The following is a 21998-nucleotide window of genomic DNA, read 5'->3' as shown; positions in this document are numbered from 1 at the left end:
GGCCGCTCGACTTTGGACTGAATTATGGACACCAACGCACTGAAGAAGTTCGCCCAGGATGCACGGCGCCAGCTGATCGCTCAAGTGGGGTCGAAATTGGCCAAGGTCCTGGCGGCTGGAAGTGCCGCGCGACGTGAGTCCTCAGAAGCCGTCAAAGAGCTCGAAAAGGAAATCGCCCGCGCCAGTGAAGATCAGGTCGTCGAACGCGTGGCCTACACCTGGTTCAACCGCTTCACTGCTTTGAGATTTATGGACGCCAATGGCTATACCGGGGTAAAGGTTGTATCCCCGGCAGATGGCCAGACCCGGCCTGAGATCCTGGCCGAAGCCGTTGCCGGCGTGATTGACGACAGCATTCCCAACTCTGTCCGGGAGCGGGTAAGGGGTCTGCTGGACGGCAAGATATCCAGCCCGGACGCACAGGCAGAAGCCTATGCTCTCTTGGTGGTCGCTAGCTGCAATCAGTGGCACAGCACCATGCCATTTCTGTTTGAAAAGATTGCCGACTATTCCGAGCTGCTCATGCCGGACGATCTTCTTTCTGTCGATAGCGTTCTGACCAAAATGCGCGCGACGATGACCGAAGACGCCTGCCAGGATGTCGAGATCATCGGCTGGCTCTACCAGTTCTACATCTCGGAAAAGAAGGACCAGGTCTTTGCGGGGCTGAAGAAGAACATCAAGATCACCGCAGAGAACATCCCCGCTGCGACGCAGCTGTTTACCCCGCATTGGATCGTTCGCTACCTCGTGGAAAACTCGCTCGGGCGGCTTTGGCTGCTCAATCGGCCAGGGTCGAAGCTGGCGGCGCAGATGGATTATTATATCGCACCCGAGGAGCCCGAGACGGACTTCCTGCGCATCACCCGCCCCGAAGATATCCGCATTTGCGACCCGGCGGCGGGGTCGGGGCATATGCTGACCTATGCCTTCGACCTGCTGCATGCGATCTATGAGGAAGAGGGCTATGAGCCGACCGACATCCCCGCGCTGATCCTGACCCATAACCTGCACGGGGTCGAGATCGACATCCGTGCCGGGGCGCTCGCGGCTTTTGCACTGATGATGAAGGCGGCGGCAAAGCTGGGGCGGCGGCGGTTCCTGCGGTTGGGGGTGCAGCCGAATATCTGCGTGATGCAGGATGTGCGCTTTACCTCCGCCGAGATGCAGGATGTGGCCGCCGTTGTCGGGCGCGATCTGTTCACGGCTGACCTACGCGAAACCTTGGGCCAGTTCGAGCAGGCCAAGAACTTCGGCTCCTTGATCGTGCCAAAACTGCGCGATCCGGCAGAGGTGGCCCGCGTGGTGCGGCAGAAGGACTTTGGCGGCGACCTGCTACTGCGCGAGATGCAAGAGAGGGTCCTGAAGGTGCTGGAGATGGCCGAGGCCCTCTCGCCCAAATACCATGTGGTAGTGGCGAACCCGCCGTATAGCGGAACCAAAGGGCTAAACGACATGTTGAATGCCTTTGCAAAAGCAGAATATCCCGATTCAAAGAACGACCTTTATGCAATGTTCATGGAGCGAGCTCTTGTTCTGACACAGCAACAGGGACTGATGGCGATGGTCAATATGCAGTCTTGGATGTTTCTGTCGCGTTACGAGGCTCTTCGTAGCAACCTACTTTCCGTGGGTACACTTGTTTCGATGGCACATTTGGGCGAACGAGCTTTTGATACGATCGGCGGAGCTGTAGTTTCGACAACTGCTTTCACCGTCTTTAAGTCGCATCTTCCAGACTTCCGTGGTGTCTTTCTTCGATTAACCTCTGGAAACAATGAGGCTGAAAAATCGCAGCTTGCAACAGATGCAATTTCGAAAGGAGCGCACCTGCGCTATTTAGCCTGTTCGCGTGATTTTGAGACCTTCCCAGGTAGTCCGATTGCTTATTGGGCATCAAAGCAATTTCTTAAGTCTTACCGAGAGGGGGAAAAGCTTGGCGAAATCTCTGAAACCGCCGTTGGTCTCTTCACGTGCGATAATGAACGCTTTCTTCGGTGCTGGTACGAAATCAATGAAGGCGATACGAGTCGCGATACCGAAGACATAAGTGAGACTTTGGCGAAGTACTACCCGTACAATAAAGGGGGGGGATTTCGTCGTTGGTATGGCTTGAATGAGCTGGTCGTATTCTTTCAGGATAAAGGAATCCAAATTCGCGATCATCGGAAGAACTCCGGTCAATCTTGGTCTCTGCCGGGCGAAAAGTTCTATTTCAAGGAAGGCATCACATGGTCTGGCCTCACTTCCGATGCAAACAGCTTTAGGTGGTCAGGCAAGGGATTTGTTTTTGAGTCCAACAAAGGGCAAATGCTTTTTTCTCAGACGAATAACGAGCTTCTCCCATTCTTGAACTCAAAAGTCTGCGAAGAAATTGTATCCTTGATAAATCCCACTCTGTCTTTACAGAGTAATGAAGTGAAGAAGATCTCATACAATCGTCCGCCTTCGTCTTCAGTAGGCGACGCTTGTATGCGGTTAGTTCAACTTTCTCGCTCCGACTGGGACGGCTACGAAACCTCCTGGGATTTCACCACGCTCCCGCTGCTCGCCCCCGAGCATCGGGCCGAAACGCTGGCGGCCAGCTACACCACCCTGCGCACCCAATGGCAGGGCATGACGGATGAGATGCAGCGGCTGGAGGAAGAGAACAACCGCATCTTCATCGACGCCTATGGGCTGCAAGACGAGCTGACCCCGGAGGTGCCGCTGGAGGAGATCACCCTCACCTGCAACCCCGCCTATCGCTATGGCAGCAAGGCCACCGACGAGGAACTGGAAACCCGCTTGCGGGCCGACACGATGGCCGAATTCCTGCACTATGCCGTGGGCTGCATGTTCGGCCGCTATAGCCTCGATGTCCCCGGCCTTATCCTGGCCAACCAGGGCGAGGGTCTGGCCGACTACCTGGCCCGCGTGCCGGAACCCAGCTTTGACGTCGATGCCGACAACGTCATTCCTGTGTTGGACGGCGATTGGTTTGCCGATGATATCACCGAGCGTTTCCGCAGGTTCCTTTTGGTGACTTTCGGCGAGGCGAAGTTTCAGGAAAACCTTGCCTTTATCGAGGCCGCTCTGGGCAAGGACCTTCGCAAATGGTTCACCCGCGATTTCTTCGACTACCACGTCCGCCGTTTCAAGAAGCGCCCGATCTATTGGATGTTCGCCTCACCGAAGGGCACATTCCAGGCCCTGATCTATATGCACCGCTACACACCTGACACGGTGAATGTGGTGCTGAATGAGTATGTCAGGCCCTTCCGGCATAAGCTGGAAGCCCACCGCACCGGTCTGGAGAAGGCCGGCAAAAGTCCGGACCAGACGCCGGCGCAGCAGGCCAAGGCTCTGAAGGAGGGCCTGACGGTTTCGGCCCAGATCGAGGAGCTCGATAAGTGGGAGCGGGATGTCATCTTCCCGCTTGCGACCCAGAAGATCGCGATCGATCTCGACGATGGCGTCAAAGCCAATTATCCAAAGTTTGGCGTGGCACTGAAGGTCATCAAAGGCCTGGAAGCCGCCGATGAGTGATCCTACGACGGAACGCATCATGCGCTCGCTCAAGGCGCAGTTTGATCAGCACCGCGTCGTGTTCTGGTATGATGCAGAGTCCGAGTTTGCGCATCTGCTACCCGACTTGGCGCTCAGCGACGTGATGGTTATTGAGATGGCCAACAACGAATTCGGGGTGAAGCATCGCATTCTGCGTGAGGCACCAAAAGACAAGTTCTTGATCTATAGCCGCAGGCCCCGGCCCGAGGGCGCGAAGAACTGGCTGTTGGACGTTGAGCTATCACATACGGTTTTCAAAACCGACCAGATCGCTGCCTGGCTGGCGGAGCTTAACCTGCCCGTCAGTTTCGAGGACGTGGTGCGCGAGCATCAGGAGTTCTTTCGTTCCGGAAAACGGCTTGAAAAACTCAAGGCTTCCCTCGACGCCAAGGACACCAGGACCGTTCTTCGCCTGCGCATGCTGGCCATCTGCGCCAACACGGACGCCCGGCTTGATGCGGTCGTGGAGGTCCTGCTTTCGGACTTGGCGCAAGAGCGCGAGGATACGCTTAAGCTGATATCGCGCGTTGGCTTGGCTGACTTTCTTTGGTCTCAGATCGATCGGCACTATGGCTACAAGGTCGAGACGCCAACGGTTCGCGATTTTGCCATTACGCTTTTCAAGTCCTGTTTCGCCGTTGCCCTGAACGTCGCCGGTAGCTTGAATACCGAGGCCGTGGTGTTGTTCAAACGCTGGCGCAACAGCCGAACGGCCGTTAGCGCGTTCCGAACTCTGTCTGCGAGCTATGCCGAGGTTTTACATGTTGAGGGGACGGCGGCTCAGAAGGACTTCCGGACCTTACTTGAGATCGACTATTTCGAGGTCCTTGACCGGGTGATTATCCGAGCCCTGGTCGACGGTCTCAGCCAGCAGGTGTTGAAACCGTCTGACGTCCTGAACTGGGTTCGTCAGCGCCGGCAGTCCTACTGGTACGCCGATTATCGTGACCTGTACGAAGCCATATATCACGGGGCAGAGTTTCAGCAGAACCTGGCCGCAGCTGACCTGACCATGTCCAGTCTGTCCGATGGCATACTGCGTTACCAAAAGACGTGGTATCGTATCGATCAGTTGTACCGCAAATTCGTCTACCACGCCCAGGAGTCGAAGCAGGCGGGCCTCCTGAAGGCGCTGTCGGACCAGATCGAGAACCACTACAGCAATGCCTACCTGCTGCGCCTCAACGACACCTGGCAAGGCCTGGTCGACGCCGCGCCGCAGTGGGAGGCGGCAGGTGTGCTGTCGCACCGGGCGTTTTTCAGGACTGTGGTGGGCGAATTCCGGCGCAAGGACCAGCGGATCTGCGTCATCATTTCTGACGCGATGCGTTACGAGGTTGGCGAGGAGTTTCTGACCCGCATCCGCTCGGTCGATAAATACGATGCCAGTATCGAACCTATGCTGGGGTGTCTGCCCAGCTATACGCAGCTGGGTATGGCTTCGCTTTTGCCGAACGAGACCATCGAGATCGCCGACAACGACAGCGGAACCGTTATTGTCGACGGCTTACCATCGCAGGGTCTGGAAAACCGCAAACGCCTGCTGGCCAACGGACGCACGGGCGATGCGGCCACGGCGATCAAATACGAGGCGTTCATGGGCTTGGGGAAGGACGAAGCGCGGGCCTTGGTCAAGGACCACGACGTTCTCTACATCTACCATAACCTGATCGACAATGTCGGGGATAAGGCCGCAACGGAAGAACGCGTCTTCAATGCCGCGGAGAAGACGATCGAAGAATTGGTCACCGTCGTCAAGAAGCTCAACGCCGCCAACGCCGCGAACATCGTGGTGACGGCGGACCATGGCTTCCTTTACCAAAACCGTCCCATCGAAGAGAGTGACTATTCCACGGCCGTGGTTGAGGGTGATACCGTACTCTACCGCGACCGGCGCTTTATACTGGGCCACGGGCTGAAGGCGGACCATGGTCTGCGACACTTTGCGCCCGCTCAGGTCAAGCTGCAGGGCACGGTCGAGGTGCTCATTCCCAAATCCATCAATCGCCTACGCCGTACAGGTTCCGGAAGCCGCTTTGTTCACGGCGGCGCATCCTTGCAAGAGATCGTGGTTCCGGTCGTCAGGGTAAACAAGAAACGCCAGAGTGATACAGGCCTGGTCGATGTCGAAATCATTGGCAGCTCGAACAATCTCATCACATCCAGCCAGTTCGCCGTTCGCTATTATCAGACGGCGCCGGTCACCGAAAAGATTCAGCCCAGGACGCTTGTGCTGGGGCTATTTTCGCAATCGGGAGACCTGATTTCGGACTCGCACGTGCTCGTATTCGATAGCCGGTCGGACAATCCGCGTGACCGCGAACAGTCCGTTCGTTTCCTGCTCAGTCGACAAGCCGATAACTACAATAACCAGGAGGTCGTCCTTAAGGTCCAGGAACAGGTGGGGGAAACCTCCCACTACACGGACTACAAGACCAGCCGATTCACGCTTCGGCGGACATTCTCGAACGACTTTGATTTTTGACGGTAACCATGAGCACATTAGACGATAAAATAAATCTGCACTTTCCGGGCATGTGCGTCAGGAAGGACCTGGTCAAGACCGTCAAGGGCAATGCGATCGTGCCCTCGTATGTCCTGGAATTTTTGCTGGGCCAATACTGCGCGACGGACGATGAAGCGTCTATTCAGTCGGGTATTGAGACGGTCAAGGACATTTTGCGCAAGCACTATGTTCACCGTAACGAAGCCGGTCTCATCCGCTCCAATATTCGCGAAAAAGGGCGCTGGAAGGTTATCGACAATATCAGTGTCGAGTTGAACACCACGAACGACTCCTACGAGGCGACCTTCTCCAATCTCGGCATCAAGAAGGTCGTTGTTGATACCGGCACGATCAAGGCGCACCCCAAGCTGCTTGTCGGTGGCGTGTGGTGTATTGCCGACGTCGAATACGAGCATACCGATGCCAAGAATGTCTCGCCGTGGATCCTGGGAAGCCTCAAGCCCATCCAACTGTCGAATTTTGACTTTGACCAGTTTAAGGACGCGAGGTCAAAATTCACGACCGAGGATTGGATCGATCTGCTGATTCAAACCGTTGGCTTCAATCCCGAAATGTTCGGCCGACGCAGTAAGCTGCTTCAGCTCATGCGGCTGATCCCCTTCGTGGAAAGGAACTACAACCTTATCGAACTGGGTCCCAAAGGCACCGGAAAGTCGCACATTTTTTCTGAGTTTTCGCCCCACGGCATATTGATCTCGGGCGGTGAGGTCACCGTCCCGAAGCTCTTCGTCAACAACAGCACCGGCAACATTGGCCTGGTGGGTTATTGGGATGTGGTCGCCTTCGACGAGTTCGCGGGCCGACAAAAGCGTGTCGACAAAGCCCTGGTCGACATCATGAAAAACTACATGGCCAACAAGAGCTTTTCGCGAGGGGTTGAGACCCTTGGCGCTGAGGCCTCAATGGTCTTCGTTGGCAACACGGCGCACAACGTGCCGTACATGCTCAAGCACACGGACTTGTTCGAGGAGCTACCCGAGAAATATTACGACTCCGCCTTCATCGATCGGCTCCATGCCTACCTGCCAGGCTGGGAAGTTGATGTCATTCGCGGTGAGATGTTTGCGACCGGGTTTGGTTTTGTCGTCGATTACCTGGCCGCGATCCTGCGCCACATGCGCAACGACGACATGTCGGACCGGTACAAGGCACACTGCACCCTGTCCAAGGACATCTCGACCCGCGACCGCGACGGGGTCAACAAAACCTTCTCAGGATTGATGAAGATCCTGTTCCCACATGACAATGCGACGCCGGCCGAGATCGAGGAAATCCTCACCCTGGCAATTGAGAGCCGCAAACGCGTGAAGGATCAGCTTGCCAGACTGGACAGCACATATCCTGAGACTGACTTTTCGTTCAGTCGCAACGACGGCACAAAAGTGGCTGTCTCGACCTTGGAGGAAATTGAGTATCCGACCTTCTATTATCGCGGCCCACGACCCTTAGCGCCGGATGGCGTATCTCAGCCGGAATTCGATTTGCAGCCACAGACCCAAGCCCCCAATGCAGAGCGGTCCGCTTCGGCCGAGCTTGACGCCGGCAAGGCGAGTCCAGTCGCGGTGGCGGCGGCGGAAGGCCACAAGGTTTTCAATGAGAACCAAAAGGGTGTCAGTTTTCACATGCTGTTCTGGCCTTGGCTGAAGGGCGCCACCGACATCAAGATCACCGATCCCTATATCCGGATGTTCCATCAGGTCCGGAATATGATGGAGTTTCTTGAGATGGTTGCCGTAAACAAAAGTCCTGAAGATGAAGTTTCGGTCCACCTTACGACTTGCCTCGACGACGTAAACCCCGAGAAGCAGCAAGAGAATCTGATCGCCGTTGAGCGTGCGATTGCCGCTGCAGGGGTCAAATTCAGCTGGGGCTTTGACGGCACGAACACGATCCACGCCCGTCACATCACGACCGACACGGGTTGGAAGATCAGCCTGGATCGAGGCCTGGACATTTTTCAGAAGTCTGAAATTGGCGATGCCTTCAACTTAGGCAATCGACTTCAGGTGTACCGCCAGGTGAAGGGATTTGAAATAACCTACTTGAAAGCAAATTAGTTTACCACGGGGCGCGAAAAATGAAAATCACACCGTCTTCTCTTACATTGAACCAGCTTTTCGGATCTGCGAATGAACAATTTGTAATTCCATCCTACCAACGCCGCTATTCGTGGCGGGAAAGGCAGATTTTTGAATTGATTGAAGACATAGACTTGCTGGAAGATGGAGATGTACACCTTCTAGGAAGTATAGTTTGTTTGACCGGGGATCACACAGCGGGTGTAAATAAATTAGAGTTAGTGGATGGTCAACAAAGGTTAACAACCGTATGTATTCTCTTAGAATGCTTAAAGCAAAAATTCCATTCCGAAGGCGATGCTACACGCGCGCAGGAGTTGGCTCGCTTGCTCACCGCACAGAGCTATACTGGCCCAGCAGTTCCGAAAGTTGCATTAGATTCTATTGACCGAGAAGATTTTCAACACTTGGTTTCTTCCCCACAGGAAGTTTCGCTCGACACGTGTGGAAATCGGCATCTTACGGGTGCGTTTCGTACGATACGCGTCTGGATGTCGGATTGTGAAGTGCAAGATCTAGCCGTATTCAGCTACAAACTTATGAACAACGCTCAAATTGTTCGACTGGATGTAAGCAGATCAAAAGATGCATTTAAGCTATTTGAGACTATTAACAACCGAGGTTTAAAACTAAGCCCAACTGATATTATTAAGAATTTCGTACTTGGTAATGCAGCTAGATTCGGAGAGAATGACTTAGACCGTGCAAGAGGGGCATGGGCGAAAATTATAGCATTATTAGATGGGGTGGATACTGATGCATTTTTCAGATATTTTTTAATTTCTACTACGAGTCAACGAATAACAATGTCTCATGTCGTCCGGGAGTTCAGGAGGCTGTTTATGAATGAGGTCGTAGAGGCTGAAAAATTGCCTGATCGACATTTGTATGCTGATGAGATGGAAGACGATATCCAAAATGAAAATGAATCAGAAATAAATATTGATGATGTGCCAATTCAAATAGATGCCTCAGCTCGACTTTCTTTTGAAGAATTTCTTGGACGATTGATTGCTAGCGCAAAGGTTTTCGGCCAACTAATATTGGCGAAAACAGGAGACGGTCAAATCGATAGACATTTGCGAAACTTGAGAATGATTAAGGCTGGCCAGACGTACGGCTTCTTAATGCATCTTATTGTGGGCAATATAGAAAGGAAAACGCTCCTAAATGTACTCAAACTAACCGAAAATTTTGTTCTAAGAAGGCACATTTGTCGGGAGCGTTCGAATGAGACTGAAGCGCTGTTCTCACGGTTGTGTTCTGTTGATCCTTTGGATCCGGTGGCCGCCGTCCGGGCAGCCTACCGCGAGTCTTGTCCGACCGATGAAAAATTTCGAGAGGAATTCACCACTGCTGCTTTTACATCGAATATTATCGACAGAGCACGGTATTGCTTGGAGCAGCTTGAACTCTTAGGTCATGGCAAACATGACGAGCTAGCAGTTTTAGGATCTAGTGACGTTCATGTGGAGCATATCATTCCGCAAAAGATTAAAACCAAGCGCGCAAAGGAGGAGTTTGGCGATTGGGTTACTTATTTGGGCCCCAATGCCGAAAGTCACCACCCAAAAATGGTGTCTCGCATCGGGAACTTAACATTGTTTGCCGGCCAATTGAACATTACCGCTTCAAATAACCCATTTGCAGCTAAAAAGAATGCATACAAAGAATCTTCTATTCGAATAACTAACGGCCTCTGTCAAATGTCCGCATTTAAGTTCAAGCATTTGGTTGAACGTTCAAATTCATTGGCTGAACTGGCCGTAAAGAGGTGGCCAGCACCTTAGTCGATTAGAGAAGGACGAAATGGCGTCAGTGTTAATTTCGTCGTTTCGGACACAAGTCTCGCGCCGACGCCTCCCTATGATGAGCCCGTCCCGCCTGGCCAAAACGTGTCTTAATAAACACCATGGCTACACGCTTGGCCCGCTGCCGCGCCAGCTCTCTTGCAGAGCGCTACGCAGCCGGCTTCGCTACCAACTGAACAGGGCAACGTCCGAGACGTCAAGTTACCGGATCGAAACGCGCTCTAAGCACATGTTTAGCTGAGCAGGCAGGTGAATTCGCGCACAGCGACTTTTCGTTTCTTGGCGCGCAATTACGCGCATTGTAATGATAGCAGCAAGAAATGGGGTCAGTGACAATTACCGCCTCCGCACAAGAGATCGGCCAAACTTATGTTTGCGCCACCTCGCAGGTCGTCTCCGTTGTCGCGCCTATGGCGCTCCAGATATGCCAACCGTTCGTTCATTTCCGTCAGCTTGTTGAAAACCCAGTGATGCTTCTTTTCAACGAACGAGGCTATGTCATTTGCCGTTCTTGAGATTGGTGGCAACTCATGATGGCTTAGGGACGTCATCGCGCCATCACCTGGGTCCCCTTATGTCGGAAAGACTTCCCGGCGAATGACGCCTTATACAGGGTAAGGCTTGTCAAGCTGATCGCTTCAAAATGCGTGACACCAGCGCCGTCGGATCAGATTTTGGATTGGTCCATGCGGCACGAGACGGATGAGTGACCGTCACGACTACAGGGGCTTTCTCGCCAGCATATGCGGTACTTCGCCACCCTCTGTTGTTATCCTCAACATAATGGTCCAACAGTTGGCGCGCATTCAATTTCTTACGAACATAGCTACCGGCGTCATCCCCCATGCATAGGACGATGCGAGGCTTGAGTTGATCAATAACGGCTTGGTGGAAAGGCCAGCACAATGACGCCAAGCGATCGAAATCCGCGCCTATCTCAGCGATACTTCTGGAGCGCGAGAAGATGAGATTGCTGGACGGGATATGCCTCAAATCAATACCGAGACTCTCGAACATATGCGCCAAACGCTTTTGCATCGGCTCCTGACCGGGTCCACGAGCGCTCCAGGTAGCGTCAAGATATGATGACCAAAACCGATTTGGATTTTGTAAAGCCTTCTGAGTCTCATCGTGCACAAGCTCTTCAATTTCCAGACCACGATCACCACCAGGGCTGGCGCCAATAAGATATATCGGCGGTGTGCCTTCGAAGGCCGCACGCCCTGAATAGAAAACCAGTCCGGATTCGTTTTTTAGCTCTAGCGGTACGAGTTTGGCGAAATACTCCATCACGGCATCGATCTCCTCAAGAAGCTGAAACTAGAGACGAAATGGGGACGAAATAGGATCAGTGTCAATCTCGTCGTTTCGGACACGAGTCTCGCGCCGACGAATCCCCCACGACGCGCCCGTTTCGCTAGCCCAAAACGTCTTTGACTAAACACCATGGCCACACGCTTAGCCGGCTGCTACGCCAGCTCTCTTGCAGAGCGCTACGCAGCCGGCTTCGCTACCGACTGAGTTACACCCGTCCTGGACGTCACCGCCGCGATTACGCGGCTTCCCGCCTGCCTGGCTCGTCAAGACATCTGCCCATGCTTCTATATTAAAAACGCTATATTTAATCCTCTCAAACATCCAAGAGGCAAAATTATATCTTAATGCATATAAATCTTGTCGTTTCGCCCCAACTATCGTATTTTATAGCTCTACGACTATGGAAACTGTCCCATGAGCCCGTCGCTTCATAACCCCATCCAATCGGACGCGGCTATTGGCCAGGTCATTCGTGAGCGTCGCAAGGCGATCGGCATGAGCCAGGATACGCTTTCCAGCCTGTCCGGCATCGCCCAACCCAACCTGTCCAAGATCGAGCGCGGCAAGGCCGGGGCCAAACTGGATACCTATCTCAAACTCTGCGCCTTGATCGGCATTGATCTGTTCGCGGTACCGCGATCATGAAGATGGATGTCTGGATGGACGCTGTTGACCAAAGGGTCGGCGTACTCGAACGCGCCGACTCCATGGCGCTGACCTTTACCTACGCTCCCGATGCGCCGCAGACTTCGCCCATCTCCCTGTCCTTGCCTGTCCGGCCGGCCCCCTATCTGGACGCCGACTGTCGCGGATATTTTGAGAATCTGCTGTTCGAAGGACCGCAGCTCGATCGGGCGCTCGACACCTATCGACTGAACCGCGGCGACACAGGGGCGCTGTTGTATCATCTGGGGGCAGACTGCCCCGGCGCTATCTCCATTACGCCCGAAGGTCGTGGCCCCGGAAAGCGTCCGGGCATCTTCCCCGACGACTATGACCGCATCGACGATGAACGGATGCTGGAGATCGTCCAGTCGCTCCATCTCGAACGGCGTCTTCCCCAGGCCGAGCGTGACCCCTCCCCCCTAGCCGGCGTCCAGGGCAAGATCGCCTTACTCTACCACGATCAGCGCTACTATTTGCCCAAACCGGACTCACGCGCACCCACAACCCATATTCTCAAAGTATCGCCCGCCAGAGACCCGCACCTTACCGAGGCCGAAACAGCGCTCCTTGCGATAGCCACATCGTGCGGCATCCACACCACACGGTTCGTCCCCAAAACCTTCAAGGTCCGCGGCCTGACCATCAAGGCCATCCTTCTGGAACGCTTCGACCGGGACGTAAAGGGCGGCCATGTTCGGCGCATCCATACGGAAGACTTCTGCCAGGCCCTGGGGCTGCCGCCCTCGCTGAAATACCAGCGCCACGCCGTTCTGCCGGAGCATCAGTTCAGCGCCAAGGCCGTCGGTACGATCGCCGCGAAAACCTCGACACCCGGCCTTTTCGTCCAGACCTTTCTCGACCATACCCTCTACAATATTCTGGTCGGCAACACCGACAATCACGGTAAAAACGGCACCATCCTGCACGGCGCGGGCGGCACAGAACTGGCCCCGCTCTACGACGTCGTGCCCGTGTTTACCGATACCACCGTAACCCATCGCCTGGCCTTTGACATTGGCACCGCGCACTATGTCGAAGATATTCAGCCGGCGGATCTGGTCGCCATGATGCGTGACATTGGCTTTATCCGGCCGCGCTTTGACAAACGGCTGGAAAAAAAGCTGCGCCATCTGGTCAGCACGATTTCGAACGAAGCTGACGCCAGACTGGCGAAAGGTCTTGCCGATGCCTTGGCCGCGCAAATGGGCGAAGTCGCAACGGCGCTGGGGCTGGACTTGGGCGTTCCGGAAAGGGACTATTTCCCGCGGGTGACGCGCGATGAAAGCCGTGCACCTGGCGGATGGGAACAGTTGAGCTGAAAAAAGCCGGGCATCAGAAGCGGCATCAGAAATAGAAGAAATGGGGGGTCAGTGACACTTACCTCCGCTGCAAAAGACGCAGTATCGCCAAAGCCACGCCAAATGCTTAATTCTAGAGCACAATCCGAAAAGTGGCGTCCACTTTATCGGATTGCGCTCTAAAACATAAGGTTTTGGAATTACCTTGACACCGCCGCAAGATATGAAAAGGGCGTCGCCGCTGTTCAGCTTAACTCTCGCGGCGCATAAAGTTAGCTGGATCTGGAAACGCGCCCTACGGCTGTCGAAGGGCCTCATGGCATGCCGCCTCCAGTCCGTCGAGATGGGCGGTGACAACCGTCCAAATCCGACTCGGCGTCACGGTTTCATAGTCATGCCGCAAAATGTTACCGATGCCTTTTATGTTCGACCATGCGATGTGCGGAGACAAGGTCGCCAACTGAAAGGTAGGATCATCTCTGCGCGCATGCTTTTCAAGATTTCGCACTGCCTCGCTGATGTTCAGTATCGCACGTTCAGTCGCATATTGCGCCATCACATTGGCGGCGTAGGCGTCGTAATCGTATCCAGCAACAAACCCTTTGACCTTACCGATTTCGGCCAGAATCGCCTGCAGGTAATGAAGTTTTGAGGCTGGCTGGGTCACGTTCGCGTCCCCGCCGCTCAAAAAATTCTAACATGGTCTTGGGCGTAGGCGGTCCGGATGTGCGGCGGCATACGCTTTTCCTCGGCCAGATCGAAGTTGTCTGTGCCGATAAAACTTTCAATGGCGGCCGCCACACCGCCCATTTGATACAGATCGCGCACCACGGCTTCGTTGTAGACCACGGCCAAATCGACATCCGAAGCTGGCGTCTCCTCCCCTCGTGCGACCGAGCCGAACAAGGACAAGCCCTCAACTCCCAGGGCACGAAGGTCACTCTGATGGGCGCGCAAGGCGGCTATGATCATATCCCGTTTCACAGTGCCATAATGCAGCCTAAACCTTTACAGGGCAAGACTATTTGAAGGAGACATGGGGTCAGGAGAAATGGGGGCTGGTGTCAAACGTGAAGCTGGGGTCAGTGTGAATTGACGCCTTGGGGTGAGCCACTCGAATAGGTCCACCATGGCCACACGCTTAGCGGGCTGCTGCGCCAGCTTTCTTGCAGAGCGCTACGCAGCCGGCGCCGCTACCAACTGCGCGATACCCTGCCACCGGCCGTCATCCGCGCGCGTTGAGCACGGACAGTCCTTGCATACATACGCAAATGGACCTATCTTACTTTCGTCTTACCTACGGAGACATCCATGTCCGCCTTGCCACAATTGCCCACCCCCGTCACGACGACCGTCTCTACGAAGGGGCAGGTCATTCTCCCCAAAGCCATTCGCGATCTTCGTCAATGGAAGGCCGGGACGCGGCTGACGGTCGAAGAAACGCAGGACGGGGTGCTGCTGAGACAGGCGCCGCTATTTGCCACGACGCAGATAGACGACGTCTATGCCTGCCTGGCCTGGAACGGGGCACCCAAGTCCTTGGAAGATATGGATCAGGGCGTTCTGGCAGAAGCGAAGCGGCGGCATGCAGGCGATTGACACCAATGTCCTGGTTCGCTTCCTGACGGGCGATCATCCGGAACAATCTCAAAAAGCGCGCGCTTTTGTCGGTGGCCATGACGTTTTTGTCGCCACAACGGTCTTTCTCGAAAGCGAATGGGTTCTGCGCAGCGTCTACGACTTTTCCACGACGTCGATCTGCAGAGCTTTGCGAGGATTCGCCGGTCTTGCCCAGGTCACCGTCGAAAATCCGACCCTATTGGCTCAGGCCCTGGATCGAGCCGAAGCCGGCATGGATTTCGCCGACGCCTTGCATCTTGGAGCGGCTGCCCACTGCGATGCGATGGTGACCTTCGACCGCAAATTCATCAAGACTGCCGCCGGTGGCCCATTCGACGTCATAGAGCCATGACGGGCGTGTAAATTTTCAACGGCCGTTGAATTGACCTGCGACGTGGTGTAGGCCTATATGTGGAATTGACTTGGATCGTATCAATAGATACGACCCGAGCGAAAAGCATAAGAGGAACCCAAAGATGGCTCTCGTTTCCGCCGGCCGCAAATTCCGTAACGCATTGGCGGCGGAATCCCCGCTGCAGGTCATCGGCACCATCAATGCCAATCATGCCCTTCTGGCCAAACGCGCCGGGTATCGCGCCATCTATCTGTCGGGTGGCGGGGTGGCTGCCGGCTCGCTGGGGATGCCGGATCTGGGGATCAATAACCTGGATGACGTGCTGATCGATGTCCGGCGCATCACCGATGTTTGCGATCTTCCTTTGATGGTCGATATCGACACCGGCTTTGGGCCGTCGGCCTTTAACATCGAACGCACCGTCAAGTCTTTGATCAAATTCGGCGCGGCCGCCTGCCATATCGAAGACCAGGTCGGGGCCAAACGCTGCGGTCACCGTCCCGGCAAGGAGATCGTCTCGACCGACGAGATGGTCGATCGCGTCAAGGCCGCGGCCGATGCCAAGACCGATCCGGATTTCTTTCTGATCGCGCGGACGGACGCCATCGCGGTCCACGGCGTCGATGCGGCGATTGAGCGCGCGGTCAAATGCGTTGAGGCGGGGGCGGATGGGATTTTCGCCGAGGCCGCCTATGATCTGGACACCTATCGCCGGTTTGTCGATGCGGTGGGTGTGCCGGTGTTGGCCAATATCACCGAATTCGGCAAGACGCCTTTGTTCACGCGTGAGGAACTGGCCTCCGCGGGCGTGGCGATCCAGCTGTATCCGCTGTCGGCCTTCCGGGCGATGAACAAGGCGGCCGAGGCGGTCTATGACGCCATCCGCCGCGACGGCCATCAGAAGAACGTGCTCGAGACCATGCAGACCCGCGAGGAACTGTATGATCGGATTGGGTATTGGGATTTCGAGAACAAGCTGGACCTGCTGTTCAGCGGGCAAAAGTAAAAGGATTCAACTACGAACCACACGAACAGCACGAACTTCAGGATTGTTCTGAACCCGCCGCGCAGCGGCAATCAAAGAAAAGGCGATCCACAGATTTCACAGATTACACAGATTAGATCTGAGCCTTAATCTGTGAAATCTGTGTAATCTGTGGACCTCTTAAAAGATGATGCCGCTGCGCGGCGGGTGCCAGAAATCCTTGAAGATAGCGTTGCGCGTAGAATTTCGAGCACAAGCTGGATCTGCTGTTCAGCGGACAGAAATAAAAGGATTCAACCACGAACCACACGAACAGCACGAACTTCAGGTCTTATTTGAACCCGCCGCGCAGCGGCAATCAAAGAAAAGGCGATCCACAGATTACACAGATTTCACAGATTAGATCTGAGCCTTAATCTGTGAAATCTGTGTAATCTGTGGACCACTTAAATGATGTTGCCGCTGCGCGGCGAGTTCAATCACACCCTAAAGTTCGTGCTGTTCGTGGGGTTCGTGGTCAAAAAATAAAACAGGGAGCCACACCATGGACACTACCGCCGAAGCACCAACCGGCTTCAAGCCCAAGAAATCCGTCGCGCTTTCCGGCACGGTCGCCGGCAACACGGCGCTGTGCACCGTCGGGCGTACCGGCAACGACCTGGCCTATCGCGGCTATGATATCCTCGACCTGGCCGCCACGTCCGAGTTCGAGGAAATCGCCTTCCTGCTGGTCCACGGCAAGCTGCCCAACCGTACCGAACTGGATGCCTACAAGACCACGCTGAAAAGCCTGCGCGGCCTGCCCGCCAACCTCAAAACCGTCCTCGAAAGCCTGCCGCCGTCGGCCCACCCCATGGACGTCATGCGCACCGGCGTCTCGACGCTGGGCTGCCTGACGCCGGAGCGCGACGACCACAACCACCCCGGCGCGCGCGATATCGCCGACAAGCTGATGGCCAGCTTCGGCTCGATGCTGCTCTATTGGTACCATTTCAGCCATAACGGCCGGCGCATCGAGGTCGAAACCGACGACGACAGCATCGGCGGCCACTTCCTGCACCTGCTGCACGGCAAAAAGCCCAGCGACTCCTGGGTGCGCGCCATGCATACCTCGCTGATCCTCTATGCCGAGCATGAGTTCAACGCCTCGACCTTCGCCGCCAGAGTCGTCGCCGGCACAGGCTCCGACTTCTACAGCGCCATCGCCGGCGCCATCGGCGCGCTGCGGGGCCCCAAGCACGGCGGCGCCAACGAATTCGCCTTCGATATCCAGAAGCGCTACGACACCCCCGACGAAGCCGAGGCCGATATCCGCCAGAGAGTCGCCGCGAAAGAAGTCGTCATCGGCTTCGGCCACCCCGTCTATACGGTCGGCGATCCGCGCAACGAAGCCATCAAGGCCGTCGCCAAGGCGCTGTCGGCGGAACAGCACAATATGAAGATGTTCAACATCGCCGAGCGCCTCGAAAGCGTGATGTGGGAGATCAAGAAGATGTTCCCCAATCTCGATTGGTTCAGCGCCGTCAGCTACCATATGATGGGCGTGCCGACCGCCATGTTCACGCCACTGTTTGTTATCTCCCGCACCTCGGGTTGGTCAGCGCACGTTATCGAACAACGCCAGGACGGCAAGATCATCCGCCCCAACGCCAACTATACCGGCCCGGAAGATCGCCCCTTCGTGCCGCTCAACGACCGCCCGTAATGACCTATCGCAAGCCCCTCCCCGGCACCGATCTCGACTGGTTCGACGCCCGCGAAGCCATCGACGCTATCACGCCCGGCGCTTACGCCACCCTGCCCTATACATCGCGGGTCCATGCCGAAAACCTGGTGCGGCGCTGCGATCCGGCCATTCTGGAACGCAGCCTGCGGCAGCTGATCGAACGGCGTCAGGATCATGACTTTCCGTGGTTCCCGGCGCGCGTTGTCTGCCACGACATCCTGGGCCAGACAGCCCTGGTCGATCTGGCTGGGTTGCGCGATGCCATCGCGGCCCAGGGCGGTGATCCGGCCCAGGTCAATCCGGTCGTGCCGACGCAGCTGATCGTCGATCACTCGCTGGCGGTAGAGTACGGCGGCGACGTCAAGGACGCCTTTGCCCGCAACCGCGCCATCGAAGATCGTCGCAACGAAGACCGCTTCCACTTTATCGACTGGACGCGCAAGGCCTTCCGCAATGTCGAGGTCATCCCGCCCGGCAACGGCATCATGCACCAGATCAACCTGGAACGCATGTCGCCGGTCATCCATGCGGTCGATGGTATAGCCTATCCCGATACCCTGGTCGGTACCGACAGCCATACGCCGCATGTCGATGCTTTGGGCGTCATCGCTATCGGTGTCGGCGGGCTGGAGGCGGAAAACGTCATGCTGGGCCGCGCGTCGTGGATGCGCCTGCCCGACATTATCGGTGTCGAGCTGACCGGCCGCCCTGGCCCCGGCATCACCGCCACTGACGTGGTGCTGGCCCTGACCGAATTCTTGCGGGCGCAAAAAGTCGTCGGCGCCTATCTCGAATTCTACGGCGAAGGGGCCGCGGCCCTGACCCTGGGCGACCGCGCCACCATCTCCAACATGACGCCGGAATTCGGCGCCACGGCGGCCATGTTCGCCATCGACCAGCAGACCCTCGACTACCTGACCCTGACCGGCCGTGCCGCCGAACAGGTCCGCCTGGTCGAAATCTACGCCAAGGCCGCCGGTTTGTGGGCCGATGCCCTGAAGACGGCGGTATATCCGCGCGTTCTGACCTTTGACCTGTCGTCTGTGGTCCGCACCATGGCCGGGCCGTCTAACCCGCATAAGCGGTTGCCGACCAGCGACCTGGCGGCGCGGGGCATTGCCGGCGCGTGGGTCGATACCCCGGGCCATATGCCCGATGGCGCCGTCATCATCGCGGCGATCACCAGCTGCACCAACACCTCCAACCCGCGCAATGTTATCGCCGCCGGGCTGCTGGCGCGAAACGCCAATGCCAAGGGGTTGATGCGCAAGCCGTGGGTCAAGTCGTCCCTGGCGCCGGGTTCCAAGGCGGTGCAGCTCTATCTCGAAGACGCCGGGTTATTGCCGGAGCTGGAAAAGCTGGGCTTTGGCATCGTCGCCTTTGCCTGCACCACCTGCAACGGCATGAGCGGGGCGCTGGATCCCGCCATCCAGCAGGAGATCATCGACCGCGATCTCTATGCCACCGCCGTCTTGTCGGGCAACCGCAATTTCGACGGCCGCATCCACCCCTATGCCAAGCAGGCGTTTCTGGCCTCGCCGCCCCTGGTCATCGCCTATGCCATCGCCGGTACCATCCGCTTCGACATCGAAAAGGACGTGCTGGGCTATGGACCCGATGGCGCCGAGGTCCGGCTGATCGACATCTGGCCGGACGATGCCGAGATCGACGCTATTGTGGCCCAAAGCGTCAAGCCGGAGCTGTTCCGCAGCGTCTATGACCCGATGTTCAACTTCGCTGCCCGCGGCAAGCCGGTCGATCCGCTCTATGACTGGCGCCCCCAAAGCACCTATATCCGACGGCCGCCCTATTGGGAGGGCGCATTGGCGGGTGAGCGCAGCCTGACCGGTATGCGGCCGCTGGCAGTGCTGCCCGACAACATCACCACCGACCATTTGTCGCCGTCCAACGCCATTCTGGCCGACAGCGCCGCCGGCGAATACCTGCTGCGCATGAAGGTGCCGGAAGAGGACTTTAATTCGTACGCCACCCACCGCGGCGACCATCTGACGGCACAACGCGCCACCTTCGCCAACCCGACCCTGATGAACGAGATGGCTGTGGTCGATGGCCAGATCCAAAAGGGTTCGCTGACGCGGCTGGAGCCCGACGGCCAGGTCATGCGGATGTGGGAAGCGATCGAAACCTATATGGAGCGCAAGCAGCCTTTGATCATCATTGCCGGCGCTGACTACGGTCAGGGCTCAAGCCGTGACTGGGCCGCCAAGGGTGTGCGGCTTGCCGGGGTCGAGGCCATCGCCGCCGAAGGCTTCGAGCGCATTCACCGCACCAACCTGATCGGTATGGGGGTTTTGCCGCTGGAGTTTTTGCCCGGTACGACGCGGCAGTCGCTGGGTATCGACGGGACGGAGACCTACGACGTCAAAGGCGACCTGACCCCACGCGGTACGGTCACCCTGGTCATCCATCGCCGCACAGGCGAGACCGTCGAGGTGCCGGTCACCTGCCGGCTGGATACGGCCGAAGAGGTGTCGATCTACGAGGCCGGCGGCGTTCTGCAACGCTTCGCCCGCGACTTCCTGGAACAGGCGAAGGTGGCATGACGGGACAGATTCGTATTCCGGCGACCTATATGCGCGGCGGCACCAGCAAGGGCGTCTTCTTCCGGCGCGAGGATTTGCCGGACGACGTCGAAGCGCGCGACCGCCTGCTGCTGCGGGTGATTGGCAGCCCCGACCCCTACGGCAAGCAGACCGACGGCATGGGCGGGGCGACCTCCTCGACCTCGAAAGTGGTCATCCTGTCGAAGAGCACGCGCTCAGCCCACGATGTCGACTACCTGTTCGGTCAGGTGTCGATCGACAGCGCCTTCATCGACTGGAGCGGCAATTGCGGCAACCTGTCGGCGGCGGTCGGGCCGTTTGCCATTTCGAACGGCCTGGTCGGCGAAGTGCCGAAAGACGGTGTGTGCACGGTCCGCATCTGGCAGGCCAATATCGCCAAGACCATCATCGCCCATGTCCCGATGACGGGTGGCGAAGTTCAGGAAACGGGTGATTTTGAACTGGATGGCGTGACCTTCCCGGCGGCCGAGATCCAGCTGGAATTCCTCGATCCGGCCGAAGACGGCGATGGGGGTTCAATGTTCCCGACCGGCAACCTGGTCGACGACCTGGAGGTGCCGGGCGTCGGTATGCTGAAGGCGACGCTGATTAATGCCGGTATCCCGACCATCTTCGTCAATGCGGCGGATATCGGCTATACTGGCACGGAACTACAGGACGCCATCAACAGCGACACCGAGGCCCTGGCGCGGTTCGAGGCCATCCGGGCCTATGGCGCCGTGCGCATGGGCTTGATCGCGGACCTGTCCGAAGCCGCCAAGCGCCAGCACACGCCCAAGGTGGCCTTTGTGGCGCCACCGGCGGACTATGTCGCCTCCAGCGGCAAGGCGGTAGCTGCAGGTGACATCGACCTGACTGTGCGCGCTCTCTCCATGGGCAAGCTGCACCACGCCATGATGGGCACGGCGGCGGTGGCGATTGGGACGGCGGCGGCGGTTCCAGGCACCCTGGTCAACCTGGCGGCCGGCGGCGGCGAACGCACGTCGGTGCGTTTCGGCCATCCCTCCGGCACACTCCGCGTCGGCGCCGAAGCGGCCCTGCTCAACGGCCAATGGACGGTTACAAAAGCCCTGATGAGCCGAAGCGCCCGCGTGTTGATGGAAGGCTGGGTGCGGGTTCCATTCTTTACCTCTCCCCGTTTACGGGGAGAGGACGAGAGCTGAGCGAAGCGAAAGCGATCGGCGCGGGGCGGCGAGCCTGAGGGGCTTATTCCTATCAACGAAAAGATTGACACATCGACAGTAGGTAGACCCCTCCGCCTCGACGCGCTTCGCCCTTTGGGCTCGCTTGCTCGGCACCTCCCCATTTGAAATGGGGAGGAGAAGAAACCAATGAACATATTCTTTTTTCTCCTCCCCATTCCTTCGATGGGGAGGTGGCGAGCAAGCGGAGATCGAAGATCGTAGCGCGTCGAGACGGAGGGGTCCCCTTGCGGAAGGAATGTCAAAGTCAAAGTGGATTGGTATTAACCGCAAGTACCG

At 56.9% G+C, this 21998-nt stretch carries 15 protein-coding genes; 12 read left to right on the top strand and 3 right to left on the bottom strand.

Going from position 1 to position 21998, the window contains the following annotated elements:
* Positions 1–24: 24 nt before the first annotated feature.
* The 4 genes from pglX to ABAC402_RS39740 are packed head-to-tail and all read left to right on the top strand — an operon-like array spanning position 25 to position 9944.
* Positions 25–3528, top strand: coding sequence for a BREX-1 system adenine-specific DNA-methyltransferase PglX (pglX, locus tag ABAC402_RS31840; RefSeq protein ID WP_023449855.1), 3504 nt, complete (start codon positions 25–27; stop codon positions 3526–3528).
* Entirely contained in the window at positions 3521–6034 is a 2514-nt protein-coding gene (pglZ, locus tag ABAC402_RS31835; RefSeq protein ID WP_023449854.1) for a BREX-1 system phosphatase PglZ type A, read from the top strand. The genes pglX and pglZ overlap by 8 nt, the downstream gene beginning before the upstream one ends.
* 8 nt (positions 6035–6042) lie before the next feature.
* Entirely contained in the window at positions 6043–8133 is a 2091-nt protein-coding gene (gene brxL / locus ABAC402_RS31830; protein ID WP_031235656.1) for a BREX system Lon protease-like protein BrxL, read from the top strand.
* Between the two features lie 20 nt (positions 8134–8153).
* Complete coding sequence (locus ABAC402_RS39740) at positions 8154–9944, top strand: DUF262 domain-containing protein (protein WP_031235655.1); 1791 nt, start codon at positions 8154–8156, stop codon at positions 9942–9944.
* A gap of 645 nt (positions 9945–10589) precedes the next feature.
* On the opposite strand, the gene ABAC402_RS39285 is transcribed toward ABAC402_RS39740, so the two are convergent.
* On the bottom strand, positions 10590–11255 hold the full coding sequence (locus tag ABAC402_RS39285) for a uracil-DNA glycosylase family protein (protein ID WP_023449851.1): 666 nt from the start codon (positions 11253–11255) through the stop codon (positions 10590–10592).
* Positions 11256–11696: 441 nt separating this feature from the next.
* Here ABAC402_RS39285 and ABAC402_RS31820 point away from each other — a divergent pair, with 441 nt between their 5' ends.
* Together ABAC402_RS31820 and ABAC402_RS31815 are read left to right on the top strand one after the other, a co-directional pair.
* Positions 11697–11927, top strand: a complete 231-nt coding sequence (locus tag ABAC402_RS31820) for a helix-turn-helix domain-containing protein (protein WP_023449850.1) — start codon at positions 11697–11699, stop codon at positions 11925–11927.
* Positions 11928–11941: 14 nt separating this feature from the next.
* Positions 11942–13267, top strand: coding sequence for a HipA domain-containing protein (locus ABAC402_RS31815; RefSeq protein ID WP_200862132.1), 1326 nt, complete (start codon positions 11942–11944; stop codon positions 13265–13267).
* 274 nt (positions 13268–13541) lie between these two features.
* Here ABAC402_RS31815 and ABAC402_RS31810 read toward each other — a convergent pair whose 3' ends face one another.
* Together ABAC402_RS31810 and ABAC402_RS39735 are read right to left on the bottom strand one after the other, a co-directional pair.
* Positions 13542–13913, bottom strand: coding sequence for a DUF86 domain-containing protein (locus ABAC402_RS31810; RefSeq protein WP_162148524.1), 372 nt, complete (start codon positions 13911–13913; stop codon positions 13542–13544).
* A 17-nt stretch (positions 13914–13930) separates the two neighbouring features.
* Complete coding sequence (locus ABAC402_RS39735) at positions 13931–14218, bottom strand: nucleotidyltransferase family protein (RefSeq protein ID WP_023449847.1); 288 nt, start codon at positions 14216–14218, stop codon at positions 13931–13933.
* Positions 14219–14557: 339 nt separating this feature from the next.
* On the opposite strand from ABAC402_RS39735, the gene ABAC402_RS31800 reads away from it, so the two are divergent.
* From ABAC402_RS31800 to prpF, 6 genes are all read left to right on the top strand, one after another.
* Positions 14558–14845, top strand: a complete 288-nt coding sequence (locus ABAC402_RS31800) for an AbrB/MazE/SpoVT family DNA-binding domain-containing protein (RefSeq protein ID WP_023449846.1) — start codon at positions 14558–14560, stop codon at positions 14843–14845.
* Positions 14832–15218, top strand: coding sequence for a type II toxin-antitoxin system VapC family toxin (locus tag ABAC402_RS31795; protein ID WP_023449845.1), 387 nt, complete (start codon positions 14832–14834; stop codon positions 15216–15218). Before ABAC402_RS31800 ends, ABAC402_RS31795 begins: the two co-directional genes overlap by 14 nt.
* Before the next feature lie 124 nt (positions 15219–15342).
* The gene (gene prpB / locus ABAC402_RS31790; RefSeq protein WP_023449844.1) at positions 15343–16227 is read left to right on the top strand and encodes a methylisocitrate lyase; all 885 of its coding nucleotides are present in this window, start codon (positions 15343–15345) and stop codon (positions 16225–16227) included.
* A 523-nt stretch (positions 16228–16750) separates the two neighbouring features.
* On the top strand, positions 16751–17911 hold the full coding sequence (prpC, locus tag ABAC402_RS31785) for a 2-methylcitrate synthase (protein WP_023449843.1): 1161 nt from the start codon (positions 16751–16753) through the stop codon (positions 17909–17911).
* Entirely contained in the window at positions 17911–20496 is a 2586-nt protein-coding gene (gene acnD / locus ABAC402_RS31780; RefSeq protein WP_023449842.1) for a Fe/S-dependent 2-methylisocitrate dehydratase AcnD, read from the top strand. The genes prpC and acnD overlap by 1 nt, the downstream gene beginning before the upstream one ends.
* Positions 20493–21680, top strand: a complete 1188-nt coding sequence (prpF, locus tag ABAC402_RS31775) for a 2-methylaconitate cis-trans isomerase PrpF (RefSeq protein ID WP_023449841.1) — start codon at positions 20493–20495, stop codon at positions 21678–21680. Before acnD ends, prpF begins: the two co-directional genes overlap by 4 nt.
* The last annotated feature ends 318 nt before the right edge of the window (positions 21681–21998 follow it).

This window comes from Asticcacaulis sp. AC402 (assembly GCF_000495835.1).
GTDB lineage: Bacteria > Pseudomonadota > Alphaproteobacteria > Caulobacterales > Caulobacteraceae > Asticcacaulis.
The sequence above is the reverse complement of the archived record's forward strand: the minus strand, read 5'-3'. Positions and strand labels throughout refer to the sequence as shown.

What these genes read in the sequence shown, in the direction of transcription:
- pglX (WP_023449855.1), top strand. Translation starts at nt 25, where the DNA reads ATGGACACCAACGCACTGAAGAAGTTCGCCCAGGATGCACGGCGCCAG.
- pglZ (WP_023449854.1), top strand. Translation starts at nt 3,521, where the DNA reads ATGAGTGATCCTACGACGGAACGCATCATGCGCTCGCTCAAGGCGCAG.
- brxL (WP_031235656.1), top strand. Translation starts at nt 6,043, where the DNA reads ATGAGCACATTAGACGATAAAATAAATCTGCACTTTCCGGGCATGTGC.
- ABAC402_RS39740 (WP_031235655.1), top strand. Translation starts at nt 8,154, where the DNA reads ATGAAAATCACACCGTCTTCTCTTACATTGAACCAGCTTTTCGGATCT.
- ABAC402_RS39285 (WP_023449851.1), bottom strand. Translation starts at nt 11,255, where the DNA reads ATGGAGTATTTCGCCAAACTCGTACCGCTAGAGCTAAAAAACGAATCC.
- ABAC402_RS31820 (WP_023449850.1), top strand. Translation starts at nt 11,697, where the DNA reads ATGAGCCCGTCGCTTCATAACCCCATCCAATCGGACGCGGCTATTGGC.
- ABAC402_RS31815 (WP_200862132.1), top strand. Translation starts at nt 11,942, where the DNA reads ATGGACGCTGTTGACCAAAGGGTCGGCGTACTCGAACGCGCCGACTCC.
- ABAC402_RS39735 (WP_023449847.1), bottom strand. Translation starts at nt 14,218, where the DNA reads ATGATCATAGCCGCCTTGCGCGCCCATCAGAGTGACCTTCGTGCCCTG.
- ABAC402_RS31800 (WP_023449846.1), top strand. Translation starts at nt 14,558, where the DNA reads ATGTCCGCCTTGCCACAATTGCCCACCCCCGTCACGACGACCGTCTCT.
- ABAC402_RS31795 (WP_023449845.1), top strand. Translation starts at nt 14,832, where the DNA reads ATGCAGGCGATTGACACCAATGTCCTGGTTCGCTTCCTGACGGGCGAT.
- prpB (WP_023449844.1), top strand. Translation starts at nt 15,343, where the DNA reads ATGGCTCTCGTTTCCGCCGGCCGCAAATTCCGTAACGCATTGGCGGCG.
- prpC (WP_023449843.1), top strand. Translation starts at nt 16,751, where the DNA reads ATGGACACTACCGCCGAAGCACCAACCGGCTTCAAGCCCAAGAAATCC.
- acnD (WP_023449842.1), top strand. Translation starts at nt 17,911, where the DNA reads ATGACCTATCGCAAGCCCCTCCCCGGCACCGATCTCGACTGGTTCGAC.
- prpF (WP_023449841.1), top strand. Translation starts at nt 20,493, where the DNA reads ATGACGGGACAGATTCGTATTCCGGCGACCTATATGCGCGGCGGCACC.